At 57.1% G+C, this 13,202-nt stretch carries 8 protein-coding genes and 1 pseudogene; 3 read left to right on the top strand and 6 right to left on the bottom strand.

What is annotated here, in order from left to right:
• The first annotated feature begins 283 nt into the window (after positions 1-283).
• Positions 284-1,183 (top strand): hypothetical protein, encoded by a 900-nt coding sequence (locus J2J99_RS29940; RefSeq protein ID WP_246763169.1) that lies wholly within the window; start codon positions 284-286, stop codon positions 1,181-1,183.
• A 446-nt stretch (positions 1,184-1,629) separates the two neighbouring features.
• On the opposite strand, the gene purU is transcribed toward J2J99_RS29940, so the two are convergent.
• From purU to J2J99_RS29925, 3 genes are all read right to left on the bottom strand, one after another.
• A complete protein-coding gene (gene purU / locus J2J99_RS29935; protein ID WP_168302152.1) occupies positions 1,630-2,514 on the bottom strand; it encodes a formyltetrahydrofolate deformylase in 885 nt (294 codons plus the stop codon).
• Between the two features lie 361 nt (positions 2,515-2,875).
• Positions 2,876-3,256: a RidA family protein gene (locus tag J2J99_RS29930; protein WP_168302153.1), complete on the bottom strand. Its 381-nt coding sequence runs from the start codon at positions 3,254-3,256 to the stop codon at positions 2,876-2,878.
• Between the two features lie 33 nt (positions 3,257-3,289).
• Complete coding sequence (locus J2J99_RS29925; RefSeq protein WP_168302160.1) at positions 3,290-4,540, bottom strand: D-amino acid dehydrogenase; 1,251 nt, start codon at positions 4,538-4,540, stop codon at positions 3,290-3,292.
• Between the two features lie 391 nt (positions 4,541-4,931).
• Between J2J99_RS29925 and J2J99_RS29920 the strand changes: the two are divergent.
• Positions 4,932-6,152: pseudogene (locus J2J99_RS29920) on the top strand (IS3 family transposase).
• Here J2J99_RS29920 and trxA read toward each other — a convergent pair.
• The 3 genes from trxA to gltB all read right to left on the bottom strand — a co-directional run bounded on the left by trxA (position 6,137) and on the right by gltB (position 12,858).
• Positions 6,137-6,481, bottom strand: a complete 345-nt coding sequence (trxA, locus tag J2J99_RS29915; RefSeq protein ID WP_168302154.1) for a thioredoxin — start codon at positions 6,479-6,481, stop codon at positions 6,137-6,139. The pseudogene J2J99_RS29920 and the gene trxA sit on opposite strands and share 16 nt — an antisense overlap.
• An 83-nt stretch (positions 6,482-6,564) precedes the next feature.
• Positions 6,565-7,968 (bottom strand): type I glutamate--ammonia ligase, encoded by a 1,404-nt coding sequence (gene glnA / locus J2J99_RS29910; protein ID WP_168302155.1) that lies wholly within the window; start codon positions 7,966-7,968, stop codon positions 6,565-6,567.
• Between the two features lie 231 nt (positions 7,969-8,199).
• Positions 8,200-12,858 carry a glutamate synthase large subunit gene (gene gltB, locus J2J99_RS29905; protein ID WP_246735464.1) on the bottom strand — a complete coding sequence of 1,553 codons (4,659 nt, stop codon included), beginning with the start codon at positions 12,856-12,858 and terminating at the stop codon, positions 8,200-8,202.
• Between gltB and J2J99_RS29900 the strand changes: the two genes are divergently transcribed.
• Positions 12,812-13,117, top strand: coding sequence for a hypothetical protein (locus J2J99_RS29900; protein WP_168302148.1), 306 nt, complete (start codon positions 12,812-12,814; stop codon positions 13,115-13,117). The two genes, gltB and J2J99_RS29900, sit on opposite strands and share 47 nt — an antisense overlap.
• Positions 13,118-13,202: the final 85 nt, after the last annotated feature.

The raw sequence follows: 13,202 nt of genomic DNA, 5'->3' as shown, positions 1-13,202 counted from the left end.
CCAAGCCCCGCCCAAAAACGCTGACTATGCTTATGCCGATCAACTTAAATTAGCGATTGTGGCTTGGGGCAGAGCCGACACTCTCAGCGGCCATTGTGCTGCACCTATTGTCGGCTTTGTTGGGCTCGTGACACGTTGCTGTTCGAACTGGCCTTCACACCACTGTCAATCAAGCCATTGAGACCATTTACAAAATTGATCCGTGAATACTTTTTTCCAGTTGGCACGAGTCTTGAACTCACTGACAGGTAGCGGCAATTGCCGGCCGGCATTCGAGTAAAGGGTGAACGAAAAAATGGATCTCGCAAGTGAAATGAGCAGCAGCATCAACGGGGTCAAGCACGATTTCTCGGCGGCCTATAATCAAAGGTGGCCCCACGCCTATTTTCGCGCGCATCTGAGCCTGGATTATGTGATCCCAGATCGCGCCAAACCGGTATTCGAAAGGATCCTCGCGGAATATCGACGCGTCAGGAACAGAACCAACTTAAAGATCATCGACATCGGTTGCTCCTATGGTATCAACGCAGCCCTACTACGCACTAATCTCAGTTTGGACGATCTGTATGCTGCCTATCTGGAACCCTGTGGACCACTGTCCCGCCTCGACTTAATGGAGCATCTCGCCTTCTTTCGCAATCGCGGGCTCCGCTATGACACCCAGTTTGTCGGGCTCGACACATCGTTGAGGGCTGTTCGCTACGCGCTTGATGTGGGCTTGTTGCAAGTCGGCATCTCTGCCGATCTGGAAGACCGTGAGCTAACCATCCGAGAAAGTTGTGACATTGCGGGCGCGGACATCATCATCAGCACGGGCTGTGTGGGTTACGTCACAGCGCGGACGTTTGCACGGGTGTACAAGGCAACGGCAGCATCACGCCCGTGGGTCGTCTCCTTTGCAATGCGCCCATTCAGCTATGACGATATCGCCGCGGCCCTTCAGGATTTCGGGTTAGAAACTAGGCACGTAGAACAGTTCAGACAACGCCAGCGCCGCTTTTCCACTCCGGCGGAACAGCAAGAGATAGCAACGGCTATGATTAAACGCGGCATAGAGGATCACGTCGAGCGCACGACCGGCTACATTTATGCGTCCTGCTACGTCTCCTCGCTACTAGACGAAGAGCTCGAGCTATCGAGCATGGGCAGTCAACTGATACCTCCGCCAGGACATCTGGCGTAATAGGAGTTACAGCAAATGGAAAAGGGGTCCCATTCTGATTGAAGGCAATTCAATGGATACCGGTCAGCTATACGCTCAAGTGGCGAAGCTGTCCGTCGTCGAATGATTTGAGACTTTTCGGACTTTGGAAGGTCGGAGTTTTCGGCTCGGTCTACTGGTTGATTTAATCCGCTTTGTCGTGGTGGTTCAGGCGGTGCTGTCGGACGGCTTCTCGTTTGATCTTTTGAAGGGTGGTTGGCCTCGCCTGAAGTAGCTCGGCTGCTAAAACTGGTCCATTTTGAAGGGTCAGATCACTGCTGAACCTCGCGCCTCTTAATGTCGCGGCGATGCAGCAGGATATCCGGCCTACAGCGACATAAATATGCATACATCTACAACTATTGGAACCGACCGCTCCTCCTGATCGCCAATTTGACGCGCGATATTCTGGAAATACTCAATTCAGCTTATCCCATTCTCTCGGATGCGTAGGAGCCCGGGCTTGGAGGAAAAACGACGGTTCGGCTTCCATTCAAGAAAACTCTGTGGTGAATGTGAGCGTGAATAGAGCGCGCAAGAACCTGAGCTTCGACGTCACGCCCCAGCGAAACATAGTCGTCGGGGGACTGCGCGTGGGTTATCCGAACCGTATCCTGCTCAATGATCGGGCCTTCGTCGAGGTCTGCAGTGACGTAATGAGCCGTTGCTCCGATCAACTTCACACCGCGTTGGTAAGCCTGCTTATAAGGATTTGCACCTTTGAAGCTTGGTAGAAAAGAATGATGAATATTGATGATGCGGCCGGACATACGCTCGCACATCTTGTCCGAAAGAACTTGCATATAGCGAGCTAGAACAACGAGTTCTGTGGACCCCGCCTCCGCGATCTCCATGATCTTTGCTTCGGCATGAGGCTTATTTTCCCTCGTCACTGGAATATGGTGGAAGGGTATGTCGTGATTTACAACGAGTTTCTGATAATCAAAGTGGTTCGAGACAACGCCTACGAGGTCAATCGGAAGCGCGCCTATGCGCCAGCGATAAAGCAAGTCATTCAAGCAGTGCCCAAAACGAGAAACCATGAGCAGGACCTTCATGCGCTGCGAGTGATCGTGAAGCTGGCTTTCCATTTTGAATTTGTCGGCGATGGGCTTAAGGCCAGCTGACAGATCTTCGATCGTTTTTCCTTCCTCCGAAATGAACGAAATCCTCATGAAGAAGCGTCCTGTTCCGAGATCGTCGAACTGCGAGCTATCGATGATGTTGCAATCCATTTCCGCCAGAAATCCGGACACGGCAGCGACGATGCCGCGTGTTGATTGGCAGGTGACGGTAAGTACAAATCTAGTCATGGCTCTCTCTGTGGCGTATGAGGAAGGGCCATGCGTCCCGATTGGGGACGCGGGCTAATTTGCCGCGCGATGCGGCGGGAAACGAATGCTGACAGACCAGCGGGGTTGGCGTGTTTTCGATCTTGCTTAGCCGGTCGAGATATATCGCGCGACTCGCGAAAGGCCGTACGATATATAATTTCGCTGGACGAAACCTACGGCCCTAAGGTCTCCGGCCCGCATCGCGCGGCAAAGCTCATCAACTTCCGCCTTTAGGAATCTGACTTCGTCTTCCCACATGTGTATGTCCGTTCGTGCGGAACAGCAAAACCGGAGCGATGACGATCATGGCTCCGGTTCGTGCCTTGGCTGTCGCATTCGATCAAATGAGGGAAATGACAGCTTCGATCTCGACCTTCGCGCCTTTCGGAAGGGCCTTTACCTCGTAGCATGCGCGAGCGGGAAAGGGGGGTGAGAAGAAGCTCGCGTAAATGCGATTGACGTCAGCGAAGTCACCAAGGTCGGTGAGCAACACAGTCGTCTTCACTGTCTTCGACAGTTCAGTACCGGCGGCCCTCCCGATTGCCTGAAGGTTTCTCAGGCACTGCTCGGCCTGCTCTACGGCGTTTGCGGAATTGAATTCGCCTGTGGCCGGATCAATTGGCAGTTGGCCCGAAACGAAGAGCAGATCGCCTACCTTGATTGCTTGTGAATATGGGCCAACTGCTCCAGGAGCGTTGGTCGTGGAAATTTGTTCGATCAAAGTTTCATCCTCCATGAGGTTTGTGACTGTGGTTTAGGCGTACCGGCAAATCGCCAGGTCAGTTGCATCGATTTCGGGCTTCCGTCCGGACACGAGATCAGCGATGACGCGGGCCGAGCCAGAACTCATCGTCCAGCCGAGTGTGCCGTGTCCGGTGTTGAGGAAGAGGCCCGCGATCTTGGTGGGACCAATCACCGGCGTTCCATCCGGCGTCATCGGGCGAAGACCCGACCAGAATGTAGCCTCTTTTGCATCACCACCGGGAAAAAGATCCATGACGGAATGCTCGAGGGTGCTCCGGCGGGCTAGGCCGAGGTCGTTCGAATAGCCGGAGATTTCTGCCATGCCCCCCACGCGGATACGGTCGCCAAGACGCGTGATCGCGATCTTATAAGTTTCGTCCATGATCGTCGATTCCGGCGCCCGCGAGGAGTCAGTGATAGGGATAGTCAGTGAGTAGCCCTTGACCGGTTGAACTGGGAGCTTGATTCCGTGGCGCTTGAGTAGCAACGGAGAGTAGCTGCCAAGTGCCACAACAACCGCATCTGCCGGCAGGGATCCCGATTTCGTCACAACGCCACGCACACGACCGGCCTCGACATCCAAGCCGTTAATCTCCGTACTCCAGGAAAACCGGACGCCGAGCTGCTCGGCCTCGTTAGCAAGCGCATCGGTGAACTTGAAGCAGTCGCCAGTTTCGTCCTTTGGCGTCAGCAGACCGCCGGTGATCTTATCGCGGACATGCGCGAGCGCCGGCTCAGTGCGAACGCACCCGTCACGATCGAGTACCTCGTAGGGAATGCCGTCGGCTGCAAGCGCCTTGACGTCCTTGGCGGAGGCATCGAGCTGTGCCTGCGTGCGGAAGAGCTGTAGCGTGCCCTGCATACGTTGGTCGTATTCGATGGCAGTCTCGTTGCGCAGGGCAGCAAGGGAGATACGACTGTAGTCAGCCAGACGCAGCATGCGGCTCTTGTTGATAGCATAGCGCTCGGTAGTGCAGTTTGCGAGCATCTTTACGAGCCATGACAGCATGGCGCCATCGATCTTTGGCCGCAGGATCAGCAGCGCATGTTCCATGAACAGCCATTTCAAAGCCTTCATCGGAATTCCTGGCGCTGCCCAAGGTGAGCAATATCCGAACGAGACTTCGCCTGCATTAGCAAAGCTTGTCTCAAGTCCCGGACCTTTCTGCCGGTCGACAACGGTGACTGTGTGACCGTCTTTTGCGAGCTGATATGCGGAGGTGACGCCAACAATACCGGCGCCTAGAACGATGACCCTCATAATGTCCTCAATGGATGAACCCCTAACGATGCCGTCTATGGTAGCGGTCGCCGAGGCAACGGCCAGAGCCATTTCCTCTCGATGCAGCCGTGTCTGTCTGTCATTGTCCAGATGTTCATTCGGAGTGATCCTGGAAAATCGAGGTGTAGCAACTCCAGTCTCCTAATATTCACTCAGGATGGACAACCTCAAAGCCTACAGCTAGCCGACAATGGCACCTTCGAAATGGCGATCGCAATAAAAAACGACCGGTCGCCCCGCCCCTTTTCTCATAGCAGTTGGTCGATATCACTCACCTCAGACGGCGTTCAGAATCCAGTTAGTGTAGTGGCCCCCTAAATCCCCGGACACGATCTCCCACTTGTTAAGTGTTAGGAGTAATGTGCCCATTATGACCAGTCACATACCTAAGATAGAAGTGCTGTCCGGCCCGGAGCGCCGCCGTCGCTGGTCGACAGCGGAAAAGCTCGCGATAGTCCAGGAGACCTACGAGCCTGACGTCACGGTCAGCATCGTTGCCCGACGGCATGGCATTCAGCCGAACCAGTTGTTCGCCTGGCGCAAACTAGCGGCGCAGGGTGCGCTGACGGCGACGGCATCACAGGAAGAGGTCGTCCCGGCATCCGAATACAGGGCACTTCAAAACCAGGTGAAAGAGCTGCAGCGCCTCCCTCGGCAAAAAGACGATGGAAGGCGAAATCCTCAAGGAAGCGCTTGAGATAGCATCAGGGTCAAAAAAACACCTGTTGCGCTCGCTCTCGTTGCCGAAGGACGGTTCGCGATGACGGCGGTGTGCGAAACCCTGGGTGTCGCCCGATCCAACATCGCCGAACGTGTGAAGCAACGCCCTTCAAAATCCCGAGGGCGGCCGCCGCTCGCCGATCAGGAACTGCTGGATGAGATCAAGACGATCATCGACGACATGCCGACCTACGGATATCGGCGGGTTCACGCGATCCTTTGCCGTAAAGCCCGCAGCGAAAACCGCACATGGCCAAATGCCAAACGCGTCTACCGGGTGATGAAGGTTCACGGCATGCTTCTTCAGCGCCACACCGGTGCAATTGACACCCGTCGCCACGATGGCCGCGTCGCCGTCGAGCAATCCAATCTGCGTTGGTGTTCAGACGGCTTCGAAATCGGCTGCGACAACAAGGAGAAGGTCCGCGTTGCCTTCGCTCTCGACTGCTGTGATCGCGAGGCCATTGCCCATGTCGCGACAACCGAGGGCATTAAGAGCGAGGACGTCCAGGACCTTGTCATCACCGCCGTTGAGAACCGCTTCGGTCTCATCAACACCCTTCCAAAGCCAATCGAATGGCTGACTGACAACGGCTCCTGCTTCATCGCAAAGGACACCAGATCGCTGCTCATCGATATCGGCATGGAGCCGTGTTCAACGCCCGTTCGCAGCCCTCAGTCCAACGGAATGGCCGAGGCCTTCGTCAAAACCTTTAAGCGCGATTACGTCTCGGTGAACCCCTTACCGGACGCTATAACCGTCATCGCGCAACTGCCCTCATGGTTCGAACACTACAATACCCTTCACCCGCATAAGGCATTGGGGTATCGCTCGCCTCGTGAGTTCTTAAACCGTCAAACAGAAACCTGATCCTGTCCGGTTTTTAAGGGGCAACTCCAGTTAGAAATATCGGACTTCTGTCTTGCACCGACCAGCTTATCGGCAACCTCGCCGTGCTTGAAGATCCAAAGGGTCGGAATAACCCTCACACCCAACTGAGCGGCGAGTTCTTGGTTCTGAATGACATTCAGCTTGGCGAATTTGACCTTTCCTTCGAGCTCGACGGCGAGTTCTTCGAGAACGCGAGCGATTATCTTGCAGGGGGGGCACCTATCGCCCCAGAAATCGACCAGAACAGGTTTTTCGGATTCCAGAACTTCTGACTGAAAGTTCTTTTTATCAACTTTTGAGACGAACATGGGCAGCTCCATTAAATTAGGTTGTCATGTGATTGTGTAATCTCAATCTGATGAGTCGCCGAATGTTACGCTCCTTTCTGACGTTAGACGGAGTAGTACATCTGGAACTCAACCGGGTTCGGGGTTGTCTCTAAGAGAGTGACCTCGTCCATTTTCATCTTGATATAGTTGTCGATGAAATCGTCGTCGAAGACACCACCGGCCGTGAGGAAGGCGCGGTCGTTGCTGAGACTCTCAAGAGCCTCGGACAGCGATCCGCAGACGGTTGGAATTTTTGCCTTTTCGCACTGCGGCAGTTCGTAGAGGTCTTTGTCGATCGCTGGGCCGGGATCGATCTTGTTCAGGATACCATCGAGGCCGGCCATCTGGATGGCCGCGAAGGCGAGATAGGGGTTGGCGGCAGGATCCGGGAAGCGGACTTCCACACGCTTTGCCTTCGGGTTGGAGCCGAACGGAATGCGGCACGCGGCCGAGCGATTGCGGGCCGAATAGGCAAGCAACACAGGTGCTTCGTAACCCGGGACAAGACGCTTGTAGGAATTTGTCGACGGGTTGGTGAAGGCATTGATTGCCTTGGCATGTTTGATGATGCCGCCGATGTAGTAGAGGCAGCTCTCGGAGAGACCGGCATATTCGTCGCCGGCAAAGGTCGGCTTGTCACCATTCCACAACGACATGTGCACGTGCATGCCCGAGCCATTCACGCCAATGACCGGCTTCGGCATGAATGTCGCCGTCTTGCCGTAACGATCAGCGACATTGCGGACGCAGTATTTGAAGATCTGCACCTCGTCGGCGCTGCGAACGAGGGTGTTGAACTTCGTGCTGATCTCGTGCTGGGCAGGAGCCACTTCGTGATGGTGCTTTTCCACTGTCACGCCCATCGCTCTTATGTGTGCTGACATGTCGCTGCGCATTTCTTGACCAGAATCCTGGGGCGGCGTTGACATATAGCCGGCCTTGGTTTGGATGCGGTGGCCGAGATTACCTTCTTCGTAAGACTTATCACCGTTGATCGGCAGCTCTACGGAATCGAGCTTGAAGCCGGTGTTGTAGGGGTCGGTCTGGTACTTGACGTCGTCGAAGACGAAGAATTCCGGCTCGGCACCCACATACACCGTGTCGGCAATTCCAGTCGACCGCGAGTAAGTCTCAGCCCTTTCGGCTATACCGCGTGGGTCGCGGTTGTAGCGCTCACCCGTGACAGGTTCGAAAACGTTGCAGATGATCGTCAGCGTGGGCACCGAAAGGAACGGGTCCATCTGGGCGGTCGTGAGATCTGGAATGAGGACCATGTCGGACTCGTTGATCTCTTTCCAGCCGGGAAAGGACGAACCGTCGAAACCTTCAGTCATTGCGTCCGAGTCAATTACTTTGACGTCGTGTGTCATGTGTTTCACGTTGCCGTCCATGTCGGTGACGCGGAAGTAGATTTCTTGGACGTCGTTGTCTTTGATAAGCTTGAGTAGTCTTTTTAGGGGATCCATGTTTGGTCCTTCGCCGCGTTGATCAGAAGTCAGCTCAACCCGTTGGAGCGGGAGCATTTTCAATAGGCTCAATGTCAGGGCGATTTCTCCTGTTGCCGTGTGCCAATCAATTTCGCAAGTTCGATGCCAAACCGAAAACTGTTATAAAACAGGCAGATAACATTTCTGTGGCAATATTTTTGGCCGACATTGTCGGACAAAACCAAACGATTTTGTCGCTGCCAGTTCCATTCACTCGTTTTTCCTCTTCACCAGCAAGCGACCTTGGCCTCGCGGAATGCACTTTCGGAACTTCGGACGGTAGTCGGCCCAGTTGTCGAGTATCTCAGTGGCGCGGGCCGAGCCGGTATAGTGCAGATGGTTGGAAATCAGCTGGTAGAGGCGCTCCTCGTCGTAGCGGGTCATGTCGCCTGAGACGTCGACGCGTCGCTTGTGCATGAGATCGCCGCCGTGATGATGCAGCTTCTCCAGCATGTCATCCTCCTCGGGCACCGGCTCGAGTTCGACCATCGCCATGTTGCAGCGGCTGGCGAAATCGCCGGTCTCATCGAGCACGTAGGCGACACCGCCGGACATGCCGGCCGCGAAATTGCGGCCCGTGGCGCCGAGCACGACGACGACGCCGCCGGTCATGTATTCGCAGCCATGGTCGCCGACACCTTCGACGATGGCGATCGCACCGGAATTGCGCACGGCGAACCGTTCGCCCGCCACGCCGCGGAAATAGCACTCGCCCTCGGTCGCGCCGTAAAGCACGGTGTTGCCTACAATGATCGAGTTTTCGGCGACGATCCGCGAATTCTCTGGCGGCCGGATGATGATCTTGCCGCCCGAAAGCCCCTTGCCGACATAGTCGTTGCCATCGCCGATCAGGTTGAAGGTGACACCGTGCGCCAGGAAGGCGCCAAAGCTCTGGCCCGCCGTGCCGCGAAGTGTCACGTTGATCGTGTCTTCCTTCAATCCGCAATGGCGATAACGCTTGGCGACCTCGCCGGAAAGCATCGCGCCCACAGACCGGTTGACGTTCTTGATGTCGACTTCGAACGCGACGGGCGTCTTGACCGTCAGTGCCGGCTGAGCCTGCTCGATCAGCACGCGGTCGAGAATATCGTCGATCGGGTGTTGCTGCCGGCTCGTCCACAAGGTCTCTTCCTTGGGAGCGTCGACCTTGTGGAAGATACGGCTGAAGTCGAGACCCTTTGCCTTCCAGTGCGCCAGCATCTCGTCCTTCTCCAGCAGCTCCGAGGCGCCGATGATCTGGTCAAGCCGAGTGAACCCCAGCGAGGCGAGGATTTCGCGCACTTCATTGGCAACGAAGAAGAAGTAGTTGATGACGTGTTCCGGCGTACCCTTGAAGCGCTTGCGCCGCACCGGGTCCTGGGTCGCCAGGCCCACCGGACAGGTGTTGAGATGGCACTTGCGACACATGGTGCAGCCAGCGGCAATCAGCGGTGCGGTGGCAAAGCCGAACTCGTCGGCTCCAAGCAGCGCCCCGATGATGACGTCGCGGCCGGTCTTCAGGCCGCCGTCCACCTGCAGGGCGACGCGCGAACGCAATCCGTTCAGCACCAGCTTCTGCTGGGTCTCGGCAAGGCCGATTTCCCAGGGGCTGCCGGCATGTTTGAGCGAAGTCAGCGACGAAGCACCCGTACCGCCGTCGGAGCCCGAAAGAGTAATGTGGTCGGCGCGCGCCTTGGCGACGCCAGCAGCAACCGTGCCGACGCCGACTTCCGAGACCAGCTTGACCGAAACATCGGCAGTCGGGTTGACGTTCTTCAGATCGTAGATCAGCTGGGCTAGATCTTCGATCGAATAGATGTCGTGGTGCGGCGGCGGCGAGATCAAGCCGACACCCTGCTTCGAATGGCGGGTCTTGGCAATGGTCGCATCCACCTTGTCTCCGGGCAACTGGCCGCCTTCGCCCGGCTTGGCGCCTTGCGCCACCTTGATCTGCAGCACATCGGCATTAACGAGATATTCGGTGGTGACGCCGAAGCGGCCCGAGGCGATCTGCTTGATCGCCGATCGTTCCGGGTTCATCGAACCGTCGGAGAGCGGCATATAGCGGTCGGATTCCTCGCCGCCCTCGCCGGTGTTGGACTTGCCGCCGATCCGGTTCATGGCGATCGCCAGCGTCGTATGCGCCTCCCTGGAAATCGAGCCGAAGGACATCGCCCCCGTCGAGAAACGCTTGACGATATTCGACGCCGGCTCGACCTCGTCGATCGACACCGGTTTGCGGCCGATCGCCTCGGCGCTCTTCATCTTGAAGAGACCGCGGATCGTGTTCATGCGCAGCGCCGAGTTGTTCACCATCTCGGCGAATTCCTGGTAAAGGTCCTCGTCATTGCCGCGCGCGGCATTCTTGAGGACGACGGCCGCATCCTGCGTCCAGGCATGGCTTTCCCCGCCTATTTTTTGGGCATATTCGCCGCCGATATCGAGCGTCGTCGCCAGCAGCGGATTAGTGCCGAAGGCCGCATTATGGCGGGCGACGGTTTCTGCGGCGATCGCTTCGAGGCCGACGCCTTCGATCCTCGTCACGGTGCCGAAGAAATACTCGTCGATCAGTTCCGACGACAGGCCGACCGCATCGAAGATCTGCGCGCCGCAATAGGACTGGTAGGTCGAAATACCCATCTTCGACATGACCTTGAGGATGCCTTTGCCGACCGCCTTGATGTAGCGGTAGACGACCTTGGAGGCATCCACTTCCTTCGGGAACTCACCCTTGGCATGCATGTCGAGCAGCGTGTCGAAGGCAAGATAGGGGTTGATCGCCTCGGCGCCGTAGCCGGCGAGCAGGCAGAAATAATGGATCTCGCGCGAGTCTCCGGTCTCGACGATGAGACCGACCGAGGTGCGCAGCCCCTTGCGGATCAGATGGTGATGCACGGCAGCTGTGGCGAGCAATGCGGGAATGGCGATCCGGTCCGGGCCAATCTGGCGGTCGGAGAGCACGATGATGTTGCAGCCCCCCTTGACGGCGGCTTCCGCGCACTCGCAGAGCCGGTCGAGCATTTCGGGCATACCTTCGGCACCACACTCGATATCATAGGTGAAATCGACCGTCTTGGTGTCGAAACGGTCGGTCGAACGGATTTTTTCGAGATCGCCATTGGTCAGGATCGGTTGGCGAACCTTGAGCCACTTGGCGTTCGCCGCCCTCTCATGGTCGAGAATGTTCGGCCGCGGCCCGACGAAGGAATCTAGGCTCATCACCAGTTCCTCGCGGATCGGGTCGATCGGCGGGTTGGTCACTTGCGCGAATCTCTGCTTGAAATAGGTGTAGAGCAGCTTCGGCTTTTCCGACATCGCCGAGATTGGCGTATCCATGCCCATCGAACCGAGAGCCTCTTCGCCGTCAATGACCATTGGCTTCAAGACCATCGCCAGGTCCTCGAGCGTGTAGCCAAAGGCCCGCTGGCGGTCGAGCAGCGACACGTCGCGGCGCAGCGTCCGCGGCTCCACCGGCTTCAGGTCTTCGAGGATCAGCTGGGTGCGGCCGAGCCAGCTGCGATAAGGATGCGCCGTCGCGAGCTGCGACTTCACCTCGTCGTCGGAGATGATGCGGCGTTCTACCATGTCGATCAGCAGCATCTTGCCCGGCTGCAGGCGCCCCTTCTGGATGATCTTCTCCTCCGGAACCGGCAGCACGCCGGCTTCGGACGCCAAGATGACGCGGTCGTCATCGGTGACGAGGTAGCGCGCCGGCCGCAGGCCGTTGCGGTCGAGCATGGCGCCGATCTGCTTGCCGTCGGTGAAGGCGATGGCAGTCGGTCCGTCCCATGGTTCCATCAGCGCCGCATGATATTCGTAGAAGGCCTTGCGTTCGGCGGCCATCGACTGGTTGCCGGCCCAGGGTTCCGGGATAAGCATCATCATCGCATGCGCTAGCGGATAGCCGCCGCGCACCAGGAATTCGAGTGTGTCGTTGAGAGAGGCGGTGTCGGACTGCCCCTCTTCGAAGATCGGCCAGAGCTTGGAGATATCCTCGCCGAACAGCGGCGAGGAGACCGAGGCCTGGCGGCGCGCCGCCATCCAGTTGACGTTGCCGCTCAGCGTGTTGATCTCGCCGTTATGGGCGACCATGCTGTAGGGATGCGCAAGCTTCCACGACGGTAAGCTGTTGGTCGAGAAGCGCTGGTGCACCAGGGCGACCGCGCTTTCGAAGCGCGGATCAGACAGGTCCTTGTAATAGGCATCGACTTGATCGGCCAGGAACATGCCCTTGTAGACCACCGTCGCCGACGACAACGATACCAGATAGAAATTGCTCTCCTTGCCGTCGCACTCGTCATTGATGCCGTGGGAGATTACCTTGCTCAGCTTGAACAGCCGGCGCTCGAACTCGTCGTTGTTTTCGGCATCCTCACCGGCCCCGATGAAGACCTGCACATGATGCGGCTCGGTCGCGGCAATGGCCGGCGCCTTGGAGAGCGAGGAATTATCGACCGGCACGTCACGAAAGCCGATGAACACCTGACCTTCCTTGGTGATCACGTCCTTGATCACCTTCTTGAGGTGCTCGATCTGCTTTTCATCGCGCGGCATGAAGATATGGCCGACGCCATATTCGCCGACCGGCGGCAGAGTGATGCCCTTCTCGGCCATCTCTTCGCGGAAGAATCGGTCGGGAATCTGCACCAGGATCCCGGCACCGTCACCCACCAGCGGATCGGCACCGACAGCCCCCCGATGCATCAGTCTCTTGAGCATACCCAGACCATCCATGACGTTCTGGTGCGACCTCTCGCCCTTTATATTCGCGACGAAGCCGAAGCCGCAGGCATCACGCTCGTTGCGTAGAGCGTAGAGGCCTTGGGCACGAGGCTTGATCGCATTGGCAGCAATCTTCTTGGCTGTCGGACTTGAGCTCAACGTTGGCATTGACTTGGTCCCTCTTCTGCTCCTCTTCCCCACCAGCGATGTTGGCGAGGAATATCAGCGGCAATCTCCCGTCGACGGACTGACGACACGCTTCAGCAAGGTCAACATTATTGATTTGACGGTGCAGCGCCGGCTGGCGCTGTCGACGCAAATCTACTTTCCTAAATTCAGCAATATCAATCTCGAGTGCAGGCCGAAACCTACAGGATTGGGTAGGGACGCATCCGCTTGTGGCCCACAAAAGTGCCAATACGGCTAAGAGCCTTGCCGCCGGCCAAGCGTTGCCACATGCAGTCGAGATGGCTCGCACCCATTAAACGTTCCCTCGCACAAGCGGCGGAGTT

This window comes from Rhizobium binae, from assembly GCF_017357225.1.
Classification (GTDB): Bacteria; Pseudomonadota; Alphaproteobacteria; order Rhizobiales; family Rhizobiaceae; genus Rhizobium; species Rhizobium binae.
Note: the sequence above shows the minus strand (reverse complement) of the source record. Positions and strands in the feature narration are given on the sequence as shown.